This window comes from Aeromonas tecta, from assembly GCF_000820185.1.
GTDB classification, from domain to species: Bacteria; Pseudomonadota; Gammaproteobacteria; order Enterobacterales; family Aeromonadaceae; genus Aeromonas; species Aeromonas tecta.
Map to the genome: position 1 here is coordinate 1 of NZ_CDCA01000012.1, position 23,677 is coordinate 23,677.

At 58.7% G+C, this 23,677-nt stretch carries 20 protein-coding genes and 2 tRNA genes; 12 read left to right on the top strand and 10 right to left on the bottom strand.

Translation table 11 applies throughout. The features are described from left to right. The first annotated feature begins 61 nt into the window (after positions 1 to 61). The 4 genes from BN1137_RS03210 (at position 62) to yjjG (ending at position 2,670) form a co-directional block, all read left to right on the top strand. Positions 62 to 138, top strand: a tRNA-Met gene (locus BN1137_RS03210). 111 nt (positions 139 to 249) lie between these two features. Further along, positions 250 to 326 (top strand) — tRNA-Met (locus BN1137_RS03215). 150 nt (positions 327 to 476) lie between these two features. After that, positions 477 to 1,961 carry a M17 family metallopeptidase gene (locus BN1137_RS03220; RefSeq protein ID WP_050717225.1) on the top strand — a complete coding sequence of 495 codons (1,485 nt, stop codon included), beginning with the start codon at positions 477 to 479 and terminating at the stop codon, positions 1,959 to 1,961. A 28-nt stretch (positions 1,962 to 1,989) separates the two neighbouring features. Then, the gene (yjjG, locus tag BN1137_RS03225; RefSeq protein WP_050717226.1) at positions 1,990 to 2,670 is read left to right on the top strand and encodes a pyrimidine 5'-nucleotidase; all 681 of its coding nucleotides are present in this window, start codon (positions 1,990 to 1,992) and stop codon (positions 2,668 to 2,670) included. Between the two features lie 83 nt (positions 2,671 to 2,753). Here the strand turns inward: yjjG and BN1137_RS03230 are convergent, their stop codons facing one another. The 9 genes from BN1137_RS03230 to BN1137_RS03265 form a co-directional block, all read right to left on the bottom strand. Next, complete coding sequence (locus BN1137_RS03230; protein WP_050717227.1) at positions 2,754 to 4,010, bottom strand: amidohydrolase; 1,257 nt, start codon at positions 4,008 to 4,010, stop codon at positions 2,754 to 2,756. Between the two features lie 1,290 nt (positions 4,011 to 5,300). Beyond that, positions 5,301 to 6,272, bottom strand: a complete 972-nt coding sequence (pfkA, locus tag BN1137_RS03235) for a 6-phosphofructokinase (protein ID WP_050717228.1) — start codon at positions 6,270 to 6,272, stop codon at positions 5,301 to 5,303. A gap of 148 nt (positions 6,273 to 6,420) precedes the next feature. Continuing rightward, a complete protein-coding gene (gene tpiA, locus BN1137_RS03240; protein ID WP_050717229.1) occupies positions 6,421 to 7,176 on the bottom strand; it encodes a triose-phosphate isomerase in 756 nt (251 codons plus the stop codon). Between the two features lie 135 nt (positions 7,177 to 7,311). After that, positions 7,312 to 8,082 carry an envelope biogenesis factor ElyC gene (gene elyC, locus BN1137_RS03245; protein WP_050717230.1) on the bottom strand — a complete coding sequence of 257 codons (771 nt, stop codon included), beginning with the start codon at positions 8,080 to 8,082 and terminating at the stop codon, positions 7,312 to 7,314. A 19-nt stretch (positions 8,083 to 8,101) separates the two neighbouring features. Further along, the gene (locus tag BN1137_RS22265; RefSeq protein WP_198150586.1) at positions 8,102 to 8,374 is read right to left on the bottom strand and encodes a hypothetical protein; all 273 of its coding nucleotides are present in this window, start codon (positions 8,372 to 8,374) and stop codon (positions 8,102 to 8,104) included. A 188-nt stretch (positions 8,375 to 8,562) separates the two neighbouring features. Beyond that, entirely contained in the window at positions 8,563 to 10,026 is a 1,464-nt protein-coding gene (locus BN1137_RS03250; RefSeq protein ID WP_083443346.1) for a 3-deoxy-7-phosphoheptulonate synthase class II, read from the bottom strand. A 56-nt stretch (positions 10,027 to 10,082) separates the two neighbouring features. Next, the gene (locus BN1137_RS03255; RefSeq protein ID WP_198150587.1) at positions 10,083 to 10,370 is read right to left on the bottom strand and encodes a cupin domain-containing protein; all 288 of its coding nucleotides are present in this window, start codon (positions 10,368 to 10,370) and stop codon (positions 10,083 to 10,085) included. 155 nt (positions 10,371 to 10,525) lie between these two features. Continuing rightward, positions 10,526 to 11,056, bottom strand: coding sequence for a prephenate dehydratase domain-containing protein (locus BN1137_RS03260; RefSeq protein WP_050717232.1), 531 nt, complete (start codon positions 11,054 to 11,056; stop codon positions 10,526 to 10,528). Between the two features lie 26 nt (positions 11,057 to 11,082). Continuing rightward, a complete protein-coding gene (locus tag BN1137_RS03265) occupies positions 11,083 to 11,784 on the bottom strand; it encodes an RraA family protein (RefSeq protein ID WP_050717233.1) in 702 nt (233 codons plus the stop codon). A 1,361-nt stretch (positions 11,785 to 13,145) separates the two neighbouring features. On the opposite strand from BN1137_RS03265, the gene cmoM reads away from it, so the two are divergent. The 8 genes from cmoM to BN1137_RS03310 all read left to right on the top strand — a co-directional run bounded on the left by cmoM (position 13,146) and on the right by BN1137_RS03310 (position 22,879). Then, complete coding sequence (cmoM, locus tag BN1137_RS03275; protein WP_050717240.1) at positions 13,146 to 13,922, top strand: tRNA uridine 5-oxyacetic acid(34) methyltransferase CmoM; 777 nt, start codon at positions 13,146 to 13,148, stop codon at positions 13,920 to 13,922. A 156-nt stretch (positions 13,923 to 14,078) separates the two neighbouring features. After that, positions 14,079 to 15,413 carry a chromosome partition protein MukF gene (gene mukF, locus BN1137_RS03280; protein ID WP_050717234.1) on the top strand — a complete coding sequence of 445 codons (1,335 nt, stop codon included), beginning with the start codon at positions 14,079 to 14,081 and terminating at the stop codon, positions 15,411 to 15,413. Then, positions 15,394 to 16,131, top strand: coding sequence for a chromosome partition protein MukE (mukE, locus tag BN1137_RS03285; protein WP_050717235.1), 738 nt, complete (start codon positions 15,394 to 15,396; stop codon positions 16,129 to 16,131). Before mukF ends, mukE begins: the two co-directional genes overlap by 20 nt. Positions 16,132 to 16,176: 45 nt before the next feature. After that, positions 16,177 to 20,619: a chromosome partition protein MukB gene (gene mukB / locus BN1137_RS03290; RefSeq protein ID WP_083443347.1), complete on the top strand. Its 4,443-nt coding sequence runs from the start codon at positions 16,177 to 16,179 to the stop codon at positions 20,617 to 20,619. A 151-nt stretch (positions 20,620 to 20,770) separates the two neighbouring features. After that, positions 20,771 to 21,160, top strand: coding sequence for a septal ring lytic transglycosylase RlpA family protein (locus BN1137_RS03295; RefSeq protein WP_408605523.1), 390 nt, complete (start codon positions 20,771 to 20,773; stop codon positions 21,158 to 21,160). Positions 21,161 to 21,356: 196 nt separating this feature from the next. Further along, complete coding sequence (locus BN1137_RS03300; RefSeq protein WP_050717237.1) at positions 21,357 to 21,725, top strand: SH3 domain-containing protein; 369 nt, start codon at positions 21,357 to 21,359, stop codon at positions 21,723 to 21,725. Positions 21,726 to 21,927: 202 nt separating this feature from the next. Next, positions 21,928 to 22,236 (top strand): putative quinol monooxygenase, encoded by a 309-nt coding sequence (locus tag BN1137_RS03305; protein WP_050717238.1) that lies wholly within the window; start codon positions 21,928 to 21,930, stop codon positions 22,234 to 22,236. Positions 22,237 to 22,381: 145 nt separating this feature from the next. Then, entirely contained in the window at positions 22,382 to 22,879 is a 498-nt protein-coding gene (locus BN1137_RS03310) for a SixA phosphatase family protein (protein ID WP_050717239.1), read from the top strand. Positions 22,880 to 22,972: 93 nt separating this feature from the next. On the opposite strand, the gene BN1137_RS03315 is transcribed toward BN1137_RS03310, so the two are convergent. Next, positions 22,973 to 23,677, bottom strand: a 705-nt coding sequence (locus tag BN1137_RS03315; RefSeq protein ID WP_157433612.1) for a multicopper oxidase domain-containing protein, incomplete at its 5' end; no start/stop codon positions are given.

A 23,677-nucleotide genomic window follows, 5' to 3' on the forward strand; every position in this document is an offset into this window, starting at 1 on the left:
CAAGCTGCTACTGCTCGGCATGCTTGTAGTGACAAGTCCTGGTAACAGGCAACAATTCGGACGCGGGGTGGAGCAGCTCGGTAGCTCGTCGGGCTCATAACCCGAAGGTCGTCAGTTCAAATCTGGCCCCCGCAACCAACTATTTGTGTGTATGGCACGGCATCTGCCGCTGCGATACTGCGAAGACACAAGCTGCTACTGCTCGGCAGGCTTGTGGTGAAAAGTCCTGGCAACAGGCAACAATTCGGACGCGGGGTGGAGCAGCTCGGTAGCTCGTCGGGCTCATAACCCGAAGGTCGTCAGTTCAAATCTGGCCCCCGCAACCAACTTGTCGTTATTCCTTCTATATTTCCTTTTTAGTTATCCCCACATATATCTATCGCCCTGATCTTGAACATTAATTTTCAAGTCACTGGTCGTCGCCGTCCTTTGTTCGGTATCATCATGGCCTCTGTTCATGGATGAGGCCTCGCCCAATGCTGCAACCCTTCAGTTATCTCCCTCCCAAGACCACGATCCAGACCGACGCCCTGAGCGCGGTGATGGCAAGCCAGGCCCAGGTCAAGCTGCTGCTGATAGCCGAGACTGAGCGCAGCAACCTGCTGGCACAGCCCGAATTTGCCGGGGTGGCGAGCCAGATAGCCCTGGGCCAAAAGGCGCCCTATCGACTGGCTGACGAACGAGGTCTGCAACTGGTGGTCTTCGTGACCCCCACACCCGTGCTGGATCATCGCCTCTATCAGCAGGCCCGCAACTGGGTCGCACCCCTGGCTGGCCTCAAGGTCGCGCACCTGGCGCTGCATCTGGCTGGCTTTGACGATCAGAATCGGGCGCTGCTGGCCGAGTTGGCGCTCTCAACCCTGCTCGCGGCCAATGTGTCGCTCCCCCATCACAAACAGCATGCCGACACACATGGCAGCTATCAGACGATAGCGGTGTCACCTGATTGTGAGCTTGATCTGACCCGTATTCACGCCGAAGCGCAGGGCAATGGCCTGGCGCGCCACCTCGCCGTGCTACCCGCCTCGGATTTGACGCCCCAACACTATCGCACCCTGGCCAGAGACTTGGCCAAGGAGGAGGGCTGGCAGTGGCAGGAGTACGATGAGGCCGCACTCGGCACGCTCGGCGCCGGCGCCTTCCTGGCGGTGGCCAGGGGATCGGAGGATAACCAGGCCGCCATCGTCAAGCTCAGCTACTGCCCGACCAAGCCGGAGCGCCAGATCGCCCTGGTGGGCAAGGGGATCTGCCATGACTCGGGGGGTTATAACCTGAAAGTCGGCGGCAGCATGTATGGTATGCACCTGGACATGGGGGGCAGCGCCGTGGCCCTTGGTACCCTGCTCGCCATCAGCCGGGCCAAGCTGCCCATTGAGGTGCACTGCTGGCTCGCCATCGCCGAGAACCACATCGGCCCCAGGGCCTACAAACCCGGCGAGGTGGTCACCGCCATCAACGGCACCACCATCGAAGTGGTGGATACCGACGCCGAGGGACGCATGGTGCTGGCGGATGCGCTCGCCATGGCGGCGCAGGATAAGCCGGACTTGCTCATCGACTACGCCACCCTGACCGGTGCCTGCAAGCGGGCGCTCGGCAGCCGTTACAGTGGCGCCTTCAGCAACCGCCCCGCCTGGCTGGGTGAGCTGATAAGCCTGGGCCAGCGCAGCGGGGAGCGAGTTTGGCCCTTCCCGCTGGACGAGGACTACGACGACAACCTCGATAGCGAATGGGCCGATCTGTTACAGTGTGCGCCGGGCGCGTCACCGGATCACATCGATGCCGCCCGCTTCCTCAGCCGTTTCGTGCCAGAGCAGACGCCCTGGTTGCACCTCGATTTGAGCGGTTTTCGCAACAAGGGGGGCAATGGGGTGGTTAGCAGCGAGGTGACCGGATTTGGGGTCAGGTTGACGCTGGCGCTGCTCGCCAGCCCGCTGGGCCTGGACGATCAAGGTGTGTGAGCAAGCAAGACAAGCAATAAGGACAAGCGTGAAACAATCAAGTTATGACTGGGTGCTGTTCGATCTGGACGAAACCCTGCTCGATTTCCCGGTCGCCAAGGCCCTTGAGCAGACGCTGCAGTGTTACGGGCTGGTGCCCACGGCCGCCAAAATGGCGGAATATCAGGCACTGAACCATCGGCTGTGGCAGCAATACAACTCCGGCGAAATTGATGCTGCCCACCTGCAGCAGACGCGTTTCTCGCTGTTTGCCGAGCAAGTCGATGTGGCCCCCATGGCGATCAACGACACCTTCCTGCAGCAGATCATCGCCCTGAGCATGCCGCTGGAGGGGGTGGTCGAGACCCTGCAGGTATTCCAGCAGCGGGGTGTACGGATGGGGATCATCACCAATGGTTTCAGCCTGCCCCAGCGTGGCCGCCTCAGCAAACTGGGCTGGAGTGAGTGGTTCGAGCCGCTGGTCATCTCCGACGAGGTGCATGTCACCAAGCCGGCCGCCGCCATCTTCCAGCATGCCCTCGACTTGATGGGGCAACCGAGCCCGGCGCGGGTGCTAATGGTGGGGGACAATCCCAAGACCGATATCGCCGGCGCCGCGGCGCAGGGGCTGGCCACCTGCTGGTATAACCCGCAGCACCACGACACGCCGTGCGAGGCCACTCACCAGATCCACCACTTCGCTCAGCTCTCGCCCATCGTATTGGGGTAGTCAGCGAGCGAGCCATCGCCAGCAACTAAGCCAGCAACTAAAAAGGCAGCCCTCGGGCTGCCTTTTTTGCATTTGGCGCTGACTCAGCGGCCGAGGCGAGCGAGCAGCCAGGCTTCCAGCAGCGCGACCCCCTGCACCAGCACGGTTTCGTCGAAATCGAACTCCGGGTGGTGATGAGGCGCCGCCAGATCGGCACCGAGGATCAGGTAGGCAGCCTGACCGCCGTTGTGCTGCACTCGCTCGATGAGGAAACCGGCATCCTCGCTGGCACCGAAACGGCGGGTATGGACCGTCTCCAGTGCGAGCGCCTGCGCCAGCGGTACTATCTCGTCTAGCAGGGCCGGGCTGTTCTCGATGCCGATGGCTTCCCCCTGTTTGCGGATGAGATAGGTGGCGCCCTGCATCATGGCGGCCCCTTCCACAATCTGCTGCACCTGGCCAAACATGTAGCTGTTGAGCTCGGGGGAGGCGCCGCGGGTTTCCCCTTGCAGGCGGGCGTGCCCCGGGATCACGTTGCGACCGCTGCCGCCATTGAGCTGGCCTATGTTGATGCGGGTCATGCCATCGCGATGACGGGGAATGCCGAGCATGGCGGTGGTCGCCATGCAGGCCGCCGCCAGTGCATTGCTGCCGGCGTTGGGCTCGAGCCCCGCATGAGCGGCGCGGCCCATAAACTCCACATCGAACTTGGTGGAGCAGAGAAACTCGGTGGGATTGACCACCAACTCGCCACTCTTGGCATGGATGCCGATGTGCAGCGCCAGCAAGGCGTCTACATCGTCGAGTTGACCGCCAGCGGCCAGCGCCTTGCCGCCGCGGCAGCCCTCTTCGGCAGGTTGGAAGAACAGCTTGATGCGACCATTGATCTGCTCGGCCAGGGCGGCAATACGCTCGGCCAGCACCAGACCAATGGCGGTGTGGCCGTCATGGGCACAGGCATGCATCCAGCCCGGATTGCTGGAGCGCCATCCATCTTGGCTGGGGAGGTGCTGCTCTTGCTGGCTCTCATCCACTTCCACCGCATCGATGTCGAAGCGAAATGCCAGGGTCGGCCCCGGACGGCCGCTGTCCCACAGACCCATCACACCCGTTATCTCTTCGATGCGAGCCAGCCAGTCGGGATGCGCCCCTTGGCGCAGCGCGCGCTCTTTTTGGGCGGCGACGTCGATGTCCCGCCCCATGATGAGCGTGCTGGCCAGCAGCTTGTCACCCAGCATGACGTCGAAGCCGAGCTCTGAGAGATGGTGAGCGATGAGGGAGCTGGTTCGAAACTCACACCAGGCTGCTTCGGGCAGACGATGAAGGCTGCGGCGCCAGTGGCGCAGAGCATCTTGGGTCATGGTAATTCCTGCATGGCGAAACCAGCGGATATTGTGACGGGCAGGGGGACAAGAGTAAATGCCGCCGGCTGAAATGCAACAAGGGGAGCCGGAGGCTCCCCTTGTAGGATTGTGATGGTAGCGTCGTGTGTAAAACGCCCACCAACAAGATGAAAATAACAACTTGTTATGCATTCAACGCGAAGTGACCAAAAATCTCATTTTATGAGCAATTAGCCAGCATCCAGGCTGCGATGGTAATAGGGTCTTGTCACTCTCTTGGCAATCAATCGACTCAAAGCTGTGCCAGAGACGGCAAAGAGACGGCAACCAGAGTGAAAAACACAGTAAAAACGGCAGTAACAACGAACTCTTTCATTATTTTGTCTCCCTTTGCTGACTAATGATGAGACCAAGATACCAGATTGGTGCAGTAAAACAATGATAAATGTATTTATATGGCAATTTTCATTGTCTGAATGCGTAACCAGACTTTTTTGCAATTTTGAGGTCATTTTATCGCCTTGGTGATAGGGTGGTGCCATTTATCGTCATGGCGTTTTGTTTTTTAGTAGTAAATACATGCATTTACATTTTTTGTTTAGGTGTTTTTGATGGGTTTTGTACGGAGCCTTTTTAGTGTTTATAAATTTTCACGGCGAAAAAGGCACGCTCTTGCGTCTATGGATGTCGTGAGAGTGCCATTGGTCAAGCCGGATCCTGAATATTGGTCATCTATCCATTTTTCCTGCCATGCCATGCCATGCCTTAAGTCCAGCATTGGTAGTACCTTAACGCGATTTCCTGAAAGCGGTTTATCAATTCACGGCTGAAAAAGAGAGGGGAAATCACCTTGCTGGCGAGAAAATGCGGCCATGGCGGCGCTTTTTCCAGCGCCATCTATCGGTTTGCTATAAGGGCAGAGGCCAGGCTGCAGTGAGCTTCATGAGGTGAAGGGGTTACGCGCAGCCACTGAGCCTTGGCCTATCGCCCAAGGCAGCCGTGTGGCGGTAATGCCGAGGATAGAGGATATAAGAGGAGTGACCAAGGAGCAGAGAATGGCGCTTGCCAGCGCGGGGGATGACGCACGAGATAGCAAGGGGACGGGATTCAGGGTTGATGGACGAGGGGGTTAGCGGCGTGGAAGTCATGCCTTGTCAGCGTGAGTTTGGGTCTTATACCACGTACCCCGCTGAGATCGCAGGACAAGCGCGCAGAGGGGGGGGCGCGATAAGGCGCGCAAGAATCCTCACTATAAAAAAACCCTCCGATGGAGGGTTTTTTTCACAACAACCTGTAAAGCGCCGGGGCTTAGAACAGGGTGGTGGAGAGATCGTACAGCTCCTGATCGAACGGGCGCTTGAGGTTCTCGATGCAGTCGATGATGTCGTGATGCACCATCTCGTTGCCCTGGATACCGACACAGCGGCCACCCTGGCCGGCCAGCAGCTGCTCGACGGCGAAGGCGCCCATGCGGCTGGACATGATGCGATCGCGCGCGGTCGGTGAGCCGCCACGCTGGATGTGGCCCAGGATGGTGGCGCGGGTCTCGCGACCGGTCATGGCTTCGATGTCCTTGGCCAGTGCGTTCACGTCGGTGACATGCTCACAGATGGTGATGATGGCGTGCTTCTTGCCTTTGGCTTCGCCTTCCTTGATCTGTTGCAGCAGCTTCTCTTTATCAAAGGCCACTTCCGGCACTATCACATACTCGGCACCACCGGCGACGGCGGCCGACATAGCCAGATCGCCGCAGTGGCGACCCATGATCTCGACCACGGAGATGCGGTGATGGGAGCTGCAGGTATCGCGCAGACGGTCGATGGCATCCACCACCACGTTCAGCGCGGTATCGAAGCCGATGGTGAAGTCAGTCCCGGCGATATCGTTGTCGATGGTGCCCGGCAGGCCGATGCAGGGGAAACCCTCTTCGGTCAGCTTCTTGGCACCCATGTAGGAGCCGTCACCGCCGATCACCACCAGGGCGTCGATACCGTGTTTTTTCAGGTTTTGGACCGCTTCGGCGCGCACTTTCGGATCTTTGAAGGCGGGGAAACGGGCAGAGCCCAGGAAGGTACCGCCGCGGTTCACCACGTCGGAGACGCTGTGGCGCTCGAGTTTGACGATCCTGTCTTGGTGCAGACCGAGGTAGCCATCATAGATGCCGTAGACTTCCAGGCCATGATGCAGACCGGCGCGCACCACGGCGCGGATGGCTGCGTTCATACCCGGTGCGTCACCACCACTGGTCAAAACACCAATACGTTTGATTTGCTTGGTCATGAGTGCCTCTGGATCTGAGTTGTCGAATACGAAGTTCTGAAAATGAGATAAACCACATTTACTATATCGGCTTTCCTATGAGATGCGGGGGCTGCCATAGGAAAAGCGATATGCAAGAGGGGGCCGGGGCCCCCTCGATGGCAGCAACTTATTTGGCTGCGCCAGCAATGATCTGGGAGAAGTCGTCCACTTTCAGGGACGCACCACCCACCAGGCCACCGTCGATGTCCGGCTGACCGAACAGGTCGGCGGAAGTCGCGCCAGTCACGGAGCCACCGTACAGGATCTGTACCTTGGCAGCCACGGCCGCGTCGAAGCCGGCCAGATACTGGCGGATGTGAGCGTGCACGGACTGAGCGATCTCCGGGGTCGCGGTCTTGCCGGTGCCGATGGCCCATACCGGCTCATAGGCAACCACGGCGTTGCTGAAGGAGGCGATACCACAACGGTCGATCACGGCTTTGAGCTGGGTCTCAACCACGGTGTTGGTGGTGCCGGCTTCGAACTGCGCCAGAGTCTCACCGATGCACAGTACCGGGATCAGGCCTGCTTTCTGGATCACTTCGTACTTGGCGGCAACCACGTCGTCGGTCTCTGCGTGCAGGGTACGACGCTCGCTGTGGCCAACCAGGGAGTAGGTGCAACCGAAGGCTTTGAGCATGGAGGGGGCGTTTTCACCGGTGAAGGCGCCGGACTCGTGAAGGTCGGCGTTCTGGGCGCCGTAGGCGATCTTGGTGCCAGCGGTCAGTTGCTCAACCAGACCCAAAAAGATAACCGGCGGGCAGACGGCGACTTGCACGGACGGATGCGCGGCAGCAGCCGGGGCCAGTCCTTTGATCAGAGCTTCGACAGAAGCTTTGGTGCCGTTCAGTTTCCAGTTACCCATTACCAGGTGCTGTCTCATCTTGTATATCTCCTAGGCATTTGATTGCGCGACATTATATGAATTGAACCGAGCCCAAGATAGCTGACCCGGCGGCAAATGACGTAATTTTTTTTCGCTTTCCTGATCCAAATCAGGAATGCAAGACGCGATCGCTCATTCGTTAACCTGCCCCCGTAAACGGGCCCACCATACCCCAATCCATTCATGAATGGCAGCCTCGGAATACATCAGATAACGCCCCTTGGGCAGGTAAGTGTAGAGGGGTTGCGGCTGCTGGCTCTGCTTGGCGGTGTAATCGGTGGGGGCCGGCACCGCATCGAGTCCCTGACCGCGATAGAGCGCCAGAGCGCGGGGTAAATGGGTCGCCGAACTCACCAGCGCCACCCGCTTGCCCTTGAGATAACGGGCGATGCTGACCGCCTCGTCGTGGGTGTCTTTGTTGTTTTCAAACAACGTCATCCGCGCGCGCTCGATACCCAGGCTCTGTGCCATGCGGGCGTTGACCTCGGCATTGGAGAGGGGATCTCCCACCACGGCACCTGAGAAGATGAGTTGAGCATTGGGGTAGGCCTCTGCCAGACGAACGCCCTCCAGGGTACGCGCCAAAGCTATATTATTCTGCCAGGAACGCATAGGGATGGCCGGGTCGCTGACATGGCCGTTGCCGAGCACGACGATGGCTTCTATGTCCGGATGCTTACTTATCTCGAAGGGCGGATAGGTCTGCTCCAAGGATCGGGCCAGCTCATAGCTGACCGGGCGCATCCCCAGCAGGGCGATGAGCAGCAAGGATCCGGTCGCCAACAGCTTGCCGGTTCTCTGGTAGCGGGTGAACCAGAGCAGCAGCAGCGCCAGCACTAATAAAGAGAGGGAGAAGGGCAGCGGCATCAGCAACTGGCCTAGCCACTTTTTAAGCTCAAACATGGTTCATTCCAAAAACTCCTTACAATACATATTTATACATATAATTCATGATTTTTTGGGGCATTTTTATCATTTCAGCACCTAAATGGTTCCAAACTCGCTCTGCTTCCGCCCGATCATTATCCGGAATCCAAGTGCAGTAAAGGGTTCTGACCATCATACGATCAATGTGTCCCAGATAGGAGGCGACCCATTCAGGATGAGCGCCAGCAGTCAGCATTCTTGATGCAAATGTGTGACTTGTATGGGGCGATGGATGCCTGCACTCCTCTGCGGGGATCTTGTTGCGCATTGGAGAATAGGCCTCTTTGCTGCATATCGGTGGTGGGGGGGAAGTCGGCCAGGGTATTCCCCCGAAAATGCGGTGACCCAGCTGATGGGGTTTGCCAGATGATATTCGAGGCCAGTCCAATCCCTGAGGTGTTGACTGCAAAGAACCCCCGGAAGCAATTTCCGGGGGTTCTTTATTGGACCTCAGTATCAGGCAGTGCCTTGCCAAGATTCGCCCAACAATAGCGCCAGCTCCAGAGACTGTGCGTTGTTGAGGGTGCTTTGCCAAGACTTGCCTAACAGGAATGCCAGCTCTAATGACTGCGTGCGGTTAAGGCGTGGATCGCAGGCGGTGTAGTAACGGTGGGATAAATCGCGATCGCTGATCTGCTGCAACCCACCGGTGCATTCGGTGACCTCCAGGCCGGTCATTTCAAGATGCAGCCCACCGGGATGAATACCGTGCCGATACATCAACTCGATGAACGCTTGCGTCTCCGCCACTATGGTAGTGAATTCGCGGGTTTTATGGCCTGATGTCACCGTACTGGTATTACCGTGCATGGGGTCTATCACCCAGATGACCGGGTGTCCAGAAGCCTTGACGGCCTGGACGAGGGCGGGGAGATTTGCTTCTATCTGCGCCAGGCCCATACGGGCGATCAGCGTTATTTTTCCTGGGATATGCTCTGGATCGAGCAACGTCAGCAGGGTGAGCAGTTTCAGCGGAGTCATCGCCGGACCGCATTTGATGCCTACCGGATTGGCGATGCCCCTCAGGTATTCGACGTGGGCGAAGTCGATATCTCCGGTACGTTCCCCCAGCCACAGCATGTGGGCCGAGCAGTTATACCATCTTCCCTGGATAGGGTCCCAGCGGGTCAGCGCCTCTTCATAATTCAACAACAACGCTTCGTGACTGGTAAACAGTGGCTGGTGCGGCAGTCTGCCGTTGTCGCCATGGTAACAGTCATGCAGCTGAGCGCGCAGCGTCCGGTAATATTGCTCTGTCGTACTAGGGTGGAGGCTATCTTGCTGTGGGGCACTAGAGAACGAAAACATCGTCTTATCCAGTGCACGCAACAGGTTTAGCGTCGAGGCCGAGTGATGGTAAGCACGCATCATGCGCTGCGGATCCGGAGTTCGGTCATGGGAAGTAAACTCGCGGCTATTGATGATGTCGCCGCGGAAACTGGGCAGTGTGATGCCGGCGGCGGTTTCTTCTGGTTGGCTGCGTGGTTTGGCGAACTGGCCGGCAATTCGGCCGATTTTCAACACAGGCACTCCGGTACCCTGATGGATCAATGCCGCCATCTGTTCCAGGGTCAAGACATGGTCTCGCACCGAGGTGGTTTGGCAATCAGCGAACGACTCCGCACAGTCACCGCCTTGAAGCAGGAAGGCGCGGCCTTCGGCTACTTGCGCGAGTTGCAGCAGACATTGGCGGATTTCCGCGGCTAAGACCAGTGGCGGACTTTGCCGCAATAATTGTTCATGGTGTTGCAGCGCATCAGCATCTGGGTACGTAGGCAACTGCTTGGCGGGGAAGTGGCGCCATGAACTGGGCGCCCAACCATTATGCGATGCCTGTATCGGTGGCGCTTTACTGCTGAACAACTCATGTTCCCGGCTAAAATCCCCGGTTAGAACGTCAATACTATGGGTGAATATCATGATGCTCACTCATTGAAAATAAAGCGAAATAAGGCCACTGGCGGCAAGGGCCAACATCAGCCTTCGCGCTGTGACTTGGTCAGGTAGGTTTCTGTGACGCCATTTTGTCTGGCGACGTAGTCCTCACGCACTGGCGTATAGACATCCAGTACCTCCGAGTCCTCCAGTGCTTCGGCCTGATGGATGGCCCACGATGGAATGATGAAGGTGTCCCCCGTGTGCAGGTAGATGGTTCTGCCATCAACGGTTAGGCGCAGTGCCCCCTGCAGGATGGTGGTGGCGGTCTCATGCTCGTGCTTGTGTTCAGGGATCTGGGCGCCGGGTTTGAATTGCCAAAATGCCATGGTAAAGCCAGTTCCGTGGACAAAGCGCGCATTGATCTTGCTTTCTGTCCCCTCCGGGCGCTGCAAGTCCATATCATAGCGAACCATTTCACTGCCTAAATGTAAGCTCATAGGGATTATCTTCTCAGTGGGTTGAAATAAAGGGGTTACCTGGTTTAGGCGATTTTGGCGTGGATGGAGAATCCCATCGGTACTGGTCCAAAGTCGGCCAGAATGGCCAAGCCACAGCGCGTGGCTGAGATGTCGGTAGATATACAGGCATCGACGACATCTGCGGCACATTGACGAGCAGCTTCACTATTCGAATTAAACAATGTGATAGAAAGCTGCTTGTTTATTCCTGGCACTTGATGAATAAGATCCTGCGGTGCCGGATGGGAGCCGACCGTTCTTATTTTATTTTTCGCTGCATTTTTGCTAGCAAGAACCATGTTATGCGTGTCCATTACAAAGCAGTCGATTAGCTTTAAATAGCTCAGGTTTTTGAAAACCAAATGATGAAGGTGAGGATAAACAATACAGCCGAGCAGAACATCATTATTGGCAGTATGGGCCATGTTCTTTGCCGCATCCTCAAGTGTTTCATATAATTTCACTTCGCCACTGTGACCGTTTTCTTTCAACCACAGATGTGCTGCTTTCTCACAATTAGTGCCCGCCGGCCCAAGTGTATGGACTGTTATCATGATTGATCTCGTTAATAATTTAGATGTTAGATTCTGCCGGTGATGTTGATTAGCTCTGGCAAGCGAGCTCCCTGTCTAATTTTTTCCAGCATGGCATTTTCAGTCGTATCGATGGATAACGCCTCCTGTAACAATTGCGCAGTCAAGGCCAGTGGCACGACTACAGTACCGTTGATGTCCGAGACAATCAGATCGCCACTTTGCACGGTGACCTGTTCGATCTGACATTGGGTGCCGGTTTCCGCCACCCAATAGGCACCTTGGGTGTCTGTGGGGATTGGGTTGCTGGCGAGCACCGGCATCGATAGCTGCCTTAGTTCACGTAGGTCGCGCACCGCACCACCCAGCACGACGCCGGCAAAACCTAACTGCTCGAAGTAGGTGCAACTCATACCACCGGCCAGCGCGGCATGAGTGAGCAGTGGGCCTGCACCAGCCACATAGACCAGGCCTGCTGCATTATTTAATTCAGGCACCAGAAATTGCTGGACTTGTGACCAAGTAGAAGGCTGTTGCTGCAATATATCGCTACCCTTGCGAACCATCTTCCAGCTCACGGTATAAGCCTGGCCGACAAAATAATGTTCAGGAGCGTTTATTGCCTGTATATGTGGTGTCAGTGCATCACCAGCCTTCATCCCATCAAGAATATCAATGACAGTGGAACTGCTTATTTTTCTAGATTTAAACGCCTCTAACTGCTGAGGTGATATTATCTTAAAAGACATAAATATCAATCCCGTATTAAAAAGTTCATATTAATTTTGGTGTGGCGATATATGGCATTGCCGCCCAAAGGGGCAGATCTTTAAAAATAATTAACCATGAATATCGATGCTGATTTAAAGGTTAAATATCACTTTAGTCAATACTGGTTTGTTAATTTGTTTCGGCTAAAAGTTAGGGTGGTGTAACAAATCCCTTGCATTGTTATGGGTTACCAGTCATGCTACTAATTGACACTGTTTTTAATTTTTGAGATGGACTGTTTTTAGGAAATGTGGAATTTAGAAAATAGATCTTATTTCTGGCCATGAAATAACACCTCACCTGTTTAGTTGTTTTTACTCACGATTCCTCCAAGAACCCATTGAAACCAAGCTATGGCTGGTTGATATTCAATTGGAAACTTAGTGCAACTAAGTGGCCGCGAACTGTTCATCAGACGGAATCTCACTTGTTGATTCCTCCATTCTCCAAGCTGTATGACGTGTAGGAATTCACCTAACCAAAAGGGATTCGTGAGGATCTCCTTCTGGGATCGAAATCCAGCTTTGTGTAATAGGGTGGGTTTCGTGTGGATTTCAGTTTTCTATGTTGCTTATTATTTACATGATTAGCTGAAAGTGTAAGTTTTTGATTCCAGCGTACGGTAGGCTCTACTTCACATATTTGTGCGGGCTGGCATCTGGCGAGCGTGGTAATAGGGGCGGGGCTATACCTTCAGTTTCTCCCAGCTCACGAGCACCGCTGCTGAAACGTATGCACGACCTCGCAGTCAGGATCAATGCAGCGGTCATTTGTGATAGCTCGATGCGCACTGAGCATGTTTGCAGTATCAAATTGTCCAATGTGGTCGAGTTTGCTGTGATGCCCAGATGTATCGCGTTGGTTGAACCCCCGTCGTTCCAGCGTTCGTGTGGCTCAAAGATGGCCTGAGTCTCACCAACCCTGGCCTTTTTCGTTTCTGGCCCGCCTCGTGCGGGCTTTGTCGTTTCTGGAGGGGCGATACATGGGGGAAGAAGGAGGATTTGCGACGGCCGCTGCTGCCGCAGGAGTGACAAAACGCGCCACCGGTGGTGGTATCCGGCATGACGCTGGCCGGGTACTCGCTCAATGCCTGGATGCTGGCCGTCACGTTGATATGGATAACGGTCCAGATGGGGTGGTTCATCTGGTCGAATATCATCAAGCTGCGCCGCCAGCGGGACAGTGTGCGAGCCAGCGGCTTACTCCAATCCCATATAGAGAATCAAACTCCCTCTCCTTGAGTTTTCAGCAGATCAGGGATGTGACAGAATACCCTTCTTTTTTCCTGTGGCCCAACCCTCTGTGTTTGCAGACTGGCGCGGCCGAAGATGAGTTTGCCTTGAAGCAAGATCAGAGTTTTGACGGACGGGCCGACAAGTTCGCCCGCAACATTTACGACTCCACCAAGGGGCGTATCCGCACCACAGTAGTGTGGAGCGACATCGAAGCCTGCCTGGCGCGCTTGGGTAACCGGCCGCTGCGCATCCTGGATGCCGGTGGCGGCTTTGGCTACTTCGCCCAGAAGCTCGCGGCCATGGGCCATCAGGTGGAGCTGTGCGATTTGTCGGCAGAAATGCTGGCGCTGGCCCGGGTTCAGATCGCCGAACAGGGGCTTGAAGACAGAATTCGTCTCATCCATTGCCCCATTCAGGAGCTCGGCGCGCACGTGAGCGGGACCTTTGATCTGGTGCTCTGTCACGCCGTGCTGGAGTGGCTCGCCGAGCCGCGCCAGACCCTGCTCGGTCTGTTCCCTTTCGTCAATGCAGGGGGCATACTGTCGCTGCTTTTCTACAACCGTCACGGCTTGCTGTTCCAGAGCCTGGTGGTGGGCAATTTCGACTACGTGCGCCAGGGGCTGAACAAGAAACGCCAGACCGCCTTGACTCCCACCAATCCGCAACTGCCCGAGCATGTGTATGACTGGATTGGGCGAGGGGGCCTCAAGATCATCGGCAAGACCGGGGTGCGCGTCATCCACGACTACATGCGCCACAAGCAGGATCAGCTCGAGAAGTTCGACGATCTACTGGCCATGGAGCAGCAGTACTGCCGCCAGGAGCCTTTCGTCTCCCTTGGTCGCTACATCCATGTGATGGCCCAGAAGCCGGCCAACTGAGCCAGGGGCTTGGCATCCGCCAGCCGATAGCCATTTTTATGCGGGATTGGATCGCCGGGGTCACCTGTTTACCCTGGCCCAAATCAACGAGAGCGGGTGTGGCATGGGCATGAGGCCTGCGCCGCCCGCCGCAAATAACAACGAGATGATAACGTCATGATGAGTACATCCCGTACCCTGCCCGAGCGTTCTTTGCCGGAGACAGTAGGGTGGGTCAGACAGGAGGGTCTGGCCTTGAGCCTGCCCACCGATCGGCTGGCCTTTCTGATTGCGATCAAGACCCTGTCTGAGGAGGAGTCGGATCTGTCGGAAGCCGCGTTGCACGACGCCTTTGGCTATGTGAGCAGCGCCTTCGGCCAGATGGACGAGACCCAGAGCGGTCGCGCCAACAACGCCATCAACGATCTCATTCGCCAGCAACTGCTGTCGCGGTTCAATACCGACATGGTGGCGGGGGAGAGCCTCTATCGCCTGTCGCGCCTCGGCATCGGCATCGTCGACTTCTTTATGGATCAGCGCCAGGTTGACTCCATCAAACTCTCCATCCTGCTGGAACACCTGGCGGCCGAGCTCGACACCGCCCGCAAGGCGGCGCTGACACTGGATACCCGCGAGCAGTGGGATGCCGAGGTGCTGCCCAGGCTCAGCTTCTCCCTCGAAGAGACCCTCGGGCGCATCGATCTCACCCAGCGCGCCATGGATGAGCAGCAAAATCAGGTCAAAAACGAAATTGCGGCCCTGCTGACCCAGAACTGGATCGACGCCATCCACAGTTGCGAGAAGCTGCTGCGCGAAACCGGCCAGACCCTGCGCGAGCTGCAAGATACCCTGGACGCCGCCGGCCATCGCCTGCAGGCGGGTCTGCTCAATATCCAGGAAGCCGCCCAGGGACGGGACGACTTGTTCCACGTCGAGGAGCTGACTCACGCGCTGCAAGGACGGCTGGATGTGATCACCTCCTGGGGTCAGCAGTGCATCGAGCTCTGGTCCCGGTATGATCGGCACGTCCACAAGTTCATCCGCAACGCCATCGACATGGACAAGAACCGCGCCTTCAGCCAGCGGCTGCGCGAATCCATCCGCAATTTCGAGCAGCACAGCTGGTTGCTGAGGGTGGCCGAAGAGCCGCGTCTGCTGGAGCTGCGGGACGAAACTATCAGCATCCATGACGAAGAGGTCACCGGCGAAGTGCCGCTCGAGATGGAGTACCTGGAGATGGTGGACATCAACCAGGAGCTGGCGGAGCGCATCGAGCGCTACCTCGCCCGCTACCCCGAGCAAGGCTCCCGGCTGGACTTGGCCGACGTGCTGCGGGAATACCTGCTGGACTACCCGGCCCACGCCCATTTCGACGTGGCGCGCCTCTTGATAGATCAGGCTGTGCGCCTCGGCCATGCCAGTGGTGAACGTGAGCTTCACCACCAACCCGCATGGAAACCCATTAACCAAGCTGGATCCAAGGTTCAGGCCTATGTCATTGATCAATACTGAATTTCCCTTGCCGCTGCGATTGGCTGAGGCCATCGCCAACCCCTTGTTTCCGCGCATCGACACCGCCTTGCGCTCGGGCCGCCACATCAGTGCCGACGATTTCGAACAGCATTCGGCCCTGGTGGAATTTCACGGCGAGCTGGAGATCTTCTACGGCCGCTATCAGGTCGAGCTCATCAAGGCGCCGGAAGGCTTCTTCTACCTGCGCCCGCGCCCCAGCGCCGACATCGGCACAACTGTATTGTCCGAGCTCGACATGCTGGTGGGCAAGGTACTCTGTTACCTCTATCTGAGCCCTGACCGCCTCGCCTCCGAGGGGGTGTTCGTCATGGCGGAGCTGCAGGAGGAGGTATTGAGCCTCGCCGATGAGAAGCAGCTGCTGCGCATGGTCAACAGCCGCTCCGGCGGCACCGATCTGGACAAGAAGAAGCTCTTGGAGAAGATCCGCACCTCCATGCGTCGCCTGCGACGCCTGGGCATGATCACGGCGCTTGGCAACGGCGATAAATTCCGGGTCAACGAGTCGGTGTTTCGCTTCGCCGCCGACGTGCGCTCCGACGAGGATCCCCGCGCCGTGCAGCTGCGCATGATCCAGGAAGGGGAAGCCATCTTCCACGACGACGAGATGCCCAGCAGCGATTCCCTGTTTGACGATATCGAGGCGGATCTGGACGAAGAACAGCTTGAACTGGAGGTGGAAGATGACCTGCAACGATAAATTCCCGGCCCTGATGGAGATGATTGGCGTGATGGAGAGTGCGGCGTGAGAGGCAAATTCAAATCCCTGACCATGGTCAACTGGAACGGCTTCTTCGCCCGCACCTTCGATCTCGACCAGCTGGTCACTACGCTCTCCGGCGGCAACGGGGCGGGCAAGTCCACCACCATGGCGGCCTTCATCGCGGCGCTTATTCCGGATCAGTCTCTGCTCCATTTCCGTAACACCACAGAGGCGGGTTCCTCGAGCGCGTCCCGTGACAAGGGGCTCTACGGCAAGCTGCAGCGCGGCCACTGTTACTCGGTGCTGGAAGTCATGAACAGCCGCGAGCAGCGGATCTGGGTCGGTGTGCACTTGGAGCAGGTTGCGAATCGCGACAACAAGGTCAACATCACCCCGTTCGCCCTGGTGGATGTGCCAGAAGGGCTGGCGCCCACCGATCTGCTGCTGGAAAAACTCGACGGTGGCAAGGGACGGGTACGCGCCTTCACCGACTTGAAAGCTGCCGCCGCTGAGCTCGGCGCCATGAAGGTCGCCAAGTTCAATACGGTGACCGATTACCATAACTTCATGTTCGAGTTCGGCATCACGCCGAAGAAGTTGCGTGATCAAAAAGATCGCGGCAAATTCTACCGACTGATCGAGGCCTCCCTCTACGGCGGCATCTCTTCGTCTATCAGCCGCTCCTTGCGTGAATACCTGCTGCCGGAGAACTCCGGCGTGCGCAAGGCGTTCCAGGACATGGAGGCGGCCATCTATGAGAACCGCCGCACCCTGGAGGCCATCAAGGAGACCCAGGGCCAGCGGGATCTGTTCAAGAACCTGATCACCGAGACCACCCACTACGTGGCGGCGGACTATGTGCGCAACGCCGCCGAGAAGAACCGCCTCTCCGAGCTGGCCCTGAAAGCCCGCCAGGAGCTGGCCGGCAAGCGCCGTCTGCTGGCCGAAGAGAAGCAGCGCGCCATCTATCTGGCGGACGAAGTGGAGCAGCTCACCAACCGTGAGAAGCTCTTGACCGACGAGCTGGAATCCGCCGCCGAGCACCTGGCCAAGGTGATGGCCGCCGTCGCCCTGCAAAAGAAAATCGAGCTGTATCGCGCCGATCTGGCGGATCTCAGTGACAAGCTCGAGCAGCAACAGGCGGTGGCAGAAGAGATCCACAGCCAGTTGCTGGAGGTGGAAGAGCGCAAGGAGCTGGCGCAGGGGGAGGTCGATAGCCTCAAGACCCAGCTCGCCGACTATCAGCAGGCGCTCGATATCCAGCAGACCCGCGCCATCCAGTACCGTCAGGCGGTGCAGGCGCTGGAGAGTGCCCGCGAGCAGTGTGAGCTGCCGGATCTGACCATCGAGAAAGCAAACGACAGCCTGCACCAGTTCCGCGCCGCCGAGCAGAGCCTCACCAGCCGGGTGCTGGGGGCCGAGCAGCAGCTCGCCCTGGCCAAAGCCGCGGTGGCCGAACACCAGGCCGCATTGACGCTGCTGCTGGGCATTGCGCCCCAAACCGCCCGTGAGGCCGCCTGGCCCACCGCCCAGGCCCTGCTCAAACGCCATATCGAAGACAAGGCCCGCATTGCCCAAGGGCAAGGGCTGCGCGCCGCCTTGGCTCGGCTGGAGAAAGAGAGCGAGAGCCAGAAGAACCTGCTGCGCCTGCGCGATGAGTTGGCGCAAGCCTCTGGTCAGCAGATCGCCAGCAGCGATGAGCTGGAACTTTTCCTAGAGGCGCAGCGCAGCCGTCAGGAAGAGCTGGCCGAGTTGCAAGGCGAGGTGAATCAGCGCCGCGCCAGCCTGGAGCATCAGGGTGCCCAGCTTGGCCGCGACATCGGCGAGCTCACCAAGCTGGCCCCGCGCTGGCTGAAATCCTTCGAAAAACTCGAGCAATTGCGCGAGCAGAGCGGATTACCGCTCACCAGCGCCGAGGCGCTGTCGGCTGGCATGCAGACGGTGCTCGACAAGGAGCGCGAGTTCGAGCAGCAGAGCAACCGCATTCAGGCCCAGAAACAGGCGCTGGAGCTGCAAATTCGCAACCTGCAACTGGGGGCCGGCGAGGCGGATCCGCGTCTGGCCCGCATCGCCGAGCAGGTGGGAGGCGTGCTGCTCTCCGATGTCTACGACGACATCTCCATCGACGATGCCCCTTACTACTCCGCGCTCTACGGCCCGGCCCGCAGCGCCCTGGTGGTGCTGGATCTGGAAGGCGCCATCGAGCGGCTGAAGAAACTGGAAGATTGCCCGGAGGATATCTACCTCATTCAGGGCAACCCGGATTCGTTCGATGAGGATCTGGTTGAGGCAGACGAGCTCGGCGACGCCGTGCTGGTGCGCAGCAGCAAGCGTCAGGTGCGCTTCTCCCGCTACCCTGAATTGCCACTGTTTGGCCGCGCGGCTCGTGAGAAACGCATCGAGCAGCTGGATCTTGAGCGCGAGAACCTGATCGAGGGTTACGCCAAGGCTGCCTTCGAGCAGCAGAAGTACCATCGCCTCTACGGCCACTTCCGCGACTTTATCGGTGCTCACCTGGATATCGCCTTCCGCCCGGATCCGGAGGCCGAGGTGCAGGCCAAGCAGAGCGAGCTGCGCGCGTTGCAAGGGGCCATCGGCGAATGCGACAAGCAACTGGTCGAGGCCAAGGCCGCCAACGCCCAGCTGGTGCGTCACATCCAGCTGGTGCAGGCCATGTTGCCGTTCGCCCACCTGTTTGCAGAGGCCGACCTGGCCGCGCGCCTCGAGGCCGCTCACGCCGATGTGGAGCGCCTCAAGGCCGCCGAAACCTTTATCGCGCAGCACGGCAAGGCGCTGGAGCAACTGGAGGCCAAGGTGCAGGTGCTGCGCCAGGATCCCCAGGATCTCGCCGCCCTGCAGGCCGCGTATGACGAGGCGAGCGAAGCGCTGGCGGAGCAAAAGCGCCGCGCCTATGCGCTGGATCAGCTGGTGGCTCGTCTGCCGCACTTCGCCTATCAGGATGCCCAAGACCTGCTCGGCAAGGCCTCCGAGATGAGCGAGCGCTTGAAAGAGAAGCTCAAGGCCGCCGAGCTGGCCGCCCGCACCGCCACCGAGCAGCACAAGCAGATCGCCTTGCGCCACACCGAGGCGCTGCAACTGCGCACCGCACTCAACTCCAGCGTGGAAGCCAAGCGTCAGACCCTGAATGAGTTCGAGCAGGAGCTGGCGGCCATGGGGCTATCTGCTCTTGGCGAAAAGATGTCCGCCGACATGGAAGAGAAATCCCGCGCCCACAAGAAAGAGATCGAAGAGCTGCTCATTCGCACACGCTCCCGTCGCACCAGCGCCGAGGCCCAGTTGCAGGTGACCAAGCGCGAGATTGAATCCCTTGGCGGTCGTCTCAAGCTGGAAGGCAAAGACTACTTCGGCGCCCGCAAATCCCTGGTGGGCCACAAGGCGAGCTGGTCGCGGGTGGTGCGCCTCGCGCGGGAGACCGACGTCGAGAAGCGCCTCAACAAGCGCGAGCTGGCTTACCTGGACAGCGATGAACTGCGCTCCATGTCGGACAAGGCCCTCGGCGCCCTGCGGGTCGCCGTGGCCCACGACGAGGCTCTGCGCGATACGCTGCGCCTGTCTGAAGGCAGCCGCAATACCGAGCAGAAGGTCGCCTTCTACGTGCAGGTCTATCGCTATCTGAAGGATCGCATTCGCAACGACATCATCCGCTCGGACGATCCGGTGGAGGCCATCGAGGAGATGGAGATCGAGCTGGCGCGCCTCGCCGATGAGCTCAAGCAGCGGGAAACCCATCTGTCGCTCTCCTCCCACGAGGTGGCGGCCAAGATAACCAACATCATCCGCCGCGAGCAGAACCGCATCCGGGTGCTGAACCAGGGCCTGCAGAACATCGCCTTCGGTCTGGTGCGCGGGGTGCGCCTCAACGTCAATATCCGCGAGGCGCACACTCGCCTGCTGACCGCGCTCGCCGATCAGAGTGCCATGCACAACGATCTGTTCGCCGACAAAGAGCTCAGCTTCTCCGAGGCCATGGCCAAGCTGTTCCAGCGCCTCAACCCGCAGGTGGAGCAGGGGGAGCGCAGCTATCAGGTGATGGGCGATGTGTTGCTCGATTATCGCAACTACCTGGAGCTGGAGATCGAGGTGCAACGCGGCGCCGACGGCTGGCTGCGGGCGGAGAGCGGCGCGCTCTCCACCGGCGAGGCCATAGGTACCGGTCAGGCCATCCTGCTGATGGTGCTGATCAGCTGGGAGGAGGAGTCCCGCCGTCTGCGCGGCAAGGACATCGCCCCCTGCCGCCTGTTGTTCCTGGACGAAGCGGCGCGCCTGGATGGCAAGTCCATCGCCACCCTGTTCGAGCTGTGCGAGCGCCAGGACATGCAGCTCTTGATAGCGGCGCCGGAGAACATCAGCCCCGAGAAGGGCACCACTTACAAGCTCATCCGCAAGGTGCAGGGCAAGCACGAGCACGTGCACGTGGTGGGCCTGCGCGGCTTTGGTTTCGCCGATGACAAGCTGATCGCCTGAGGCTGCTGACCTGACACAGGTTGACGGGTGAACACACAAACGGGAGGCTTGGGCCTCCCGTTTTCTATGGGAAATGTGAGAGAGTAGGCCCCTGTTCACGGGATCCTGACTGGGCATGAAAGTGGTGATAAGAGTGGCGATGGAAGAGAGCATGAGAGGCAAGGTACAAAAGGGGCTGCTGGTATCCCTGAGTCTGCTGTTGGCGGCCTGCAGTAGCCAGCCGGACGCCAGTAAGAGCGGCAGCTGGCGCGGTTATACCCAGAGTGGGCTGGCGTCTTACTATGCGGATCGCTATCACAACAAGAAGACGGCGAGTGGCGAGCCCTACAAGAGCAACACCAACACGGCGGCCCACATGTCGCTGCCCTTCGGCTCCCTGGTGAAGGTGACCAATGTGGCCAACGGCAAGAGCGTGGTGGTGCGGGTCAATGACAGGGGTAATTTCCCGCGGGGTCGGGTGATCGATCTCTCTAGAGCCGCGTTCAGCAGCATAGGGAATACCCGAGCCGGCCTTATCAAGGTCAATCTGGAAGTGATGTGAGTATTTTTGACTGCATTATTGTGATTATAGTTGTTGTTTGTGCTGCTTTAGTTTGAATTTCCAGTTGTGGATGTGGTGGCGGCGCCATCAGCAGGATCTCACCCTTGGGTCACCCTGCTAGCCGAGATGTCGGGAGCGAATAGCCTCCTTGATGCCCGCCAAGATCCGAACAGGAGCCGCAAGGAGCGATTTAAAGATGGAAAACAACACCTGGCTGGTGATCAGCAGCCATCGCAGCGAGTACCCGGAGCCCATCACCTTTGCCAAGGGCACCCCACTCATGGTGGGTGAACGGTACGAAGGGGAAGAGGATTGGCAGGACTGGTTCTTCTGCCAGTGCGCCGGGCAGCAGGGAGGCTGGGTACCGGCACCGCTTATCGAGTGGCTGGACAAGGGCCAGGCCCGTGCCCGGGAGGACTACACCGCCCGGGAGCTGAACGTGCAGCCGGGTGATCAGCTTATTGGCCATCGGAAGATCAACGGCTGGATCTGGTGTGAGAACGCCGAGCGGACGGCCTCTGGCTGGGTGCCGCTGGCCAATCTGCGGGAGCTGCACGAGGCATAAATGCCCCCGTGGCGCCACGGCTGCTCTGCTGTGTTAATCCAAACGCTGTTCAATAGGATGAACAGTCTGTCCATATTGTCCGTCTATACCCATCAATTGCCTGCTCTTACACTGCTTTTCATATTGAAGGAGGCGCCTTGGCCCGCTGACAAGCGCGCGGCGCATCCTTTGCCAATGTGTTTCTTGATAGGGGAGTGTGATGATGAAAGCCGACAAATTGGTGTCGATAGCGGTACTCAAGGCCAGAGCAGGCATGGGCGAGGCGCTGCGGCGCGAGTTGCTCAAGCTGATCGAGCCGACGCGGCGCGAGCCGGGCAACCTCGACTACGTGCTGTTCGAACTCAAAGAGGAGCCGGGCACCTTCTATATGCGGGAGGCCTTCACCAGCCAAGCCGCGCTGGATGCGCATTGTGCCACCGACTACTTTCAGGCCTTTGCCCGCCAGGCCGATGAGCTGCTGGCGGAGCCGCTGCGGCTCATTTTCCTGGAAGAAATAAGCCCATCGCCATGATGGCGCCCTGAGCACCAGCCTGGCTATCGCCTGACTCACTCGCTGGCTTCGCTATCCTTGGCATAGGGAAGCCAGCGGCGCAGGATGCCAGCAATGGCATCACAGCGGCGACTGACGAGGGCAGTGTGTCATGGAGGGAGGAACGATGAAGCGAACGCTGATCCTGGTGCGGCATGGTAAATCCAGCTGGGAGGAAGATCTGCCGGACAGGGAGCGGCCATTGGCAGCGCGCGGTCTGCGGGACGCCCCCATGATGGGCAAACGTCTGGCAAAGGCGCTGGCAAACCATAAAATCCAGCCCGATCTGATCCTGTCGAGCCCGGCCTGCCGGGCCCTGTCGACGGCACGGCTGTTCGCCGATGCGCTCGCTTATCGCGGGGAGATTGTCTTGGATGAACGGATTTATGCCAGCGACGTCCGCACCCTGCTGGCGGTGATCGGGGCGCTCGATGACGAGCGGCGATGCATCATCCTGGTGGGGCACGATCCCGAGTTCACCGAGCTGGCCCATCGATTCTCTAAAGCGATCACCCAGATGCCGACCTGCGCCGTCGCCCGCTTCAGCTTCGAAAAGGCGTCCTGGTCGGCCATCCCAACGCTAGCCCCGGCAAGCGTCTGCTTCGACTACCCGAAGAAGCCCTAAGTCATTTCCTGTCCTGCGCGGCTCATGCACCAGAATGACGCGCAATAACAACAGGGGCTGCTGGGCCCCTGTATATCACTTCCTATCCAAGCTCTAGCTCACCGTAAAGGAGAGCATCATGCCGGTGTCCTCGTGCTCCAGCAGGTGGCAGTGGGCCATGTAGGCCCGTTCTTTCGGAGCCGGATGGTCAAACTGAATGAGCACCTCGCTCTCGCCCCCCTCGACTCGGACTATATCCTTCCAGCCGCTGCGATGGGGTAGGGGCGCCTGACCATTCTCCTTGAGGATGCGAAAACGGGCACCGTGGATATGGAAGGGATGCAGCATCATGTCCCCCTTGCCGGAGATGGTCCAGAGCTCAGGCTGACCGCGCTTGGCATCGAAGGCCGGCACTCCCATCTCGAAGGCCTGGCCGTTGATGCGATTGGCCATGGAGAGCCCTTCCCCCAGCCCTTGCTTGCCTGAGCCCGCCCCGTGGGGCATCCCCATGGCGCCATGATCCATACCCTCCATCTCAGGCATCGCCTTCATTCCACCCATCTTGTGCATGGCGTGGGGATCCTGGTTCTCGGCAGCGTGCATCTCCATGCTCATGCCACTCATGCCGCCACCCATGGCCTTCTGACCGTATGTCTCCATCAGCCGTTGCATGCCGATCCTGTCCAAGTCCGGGTCCATGGCGAGCTGGAAGTGGCGACGGGTCCAGGCCGATGTCTCGCGAGGCTGGGGCGGCATCGCCCTGAGCCTGTCTGGCAGACTGGCGGCCAGCTTAAGGGCGGAGGGGGCCAGGGTCAGCAG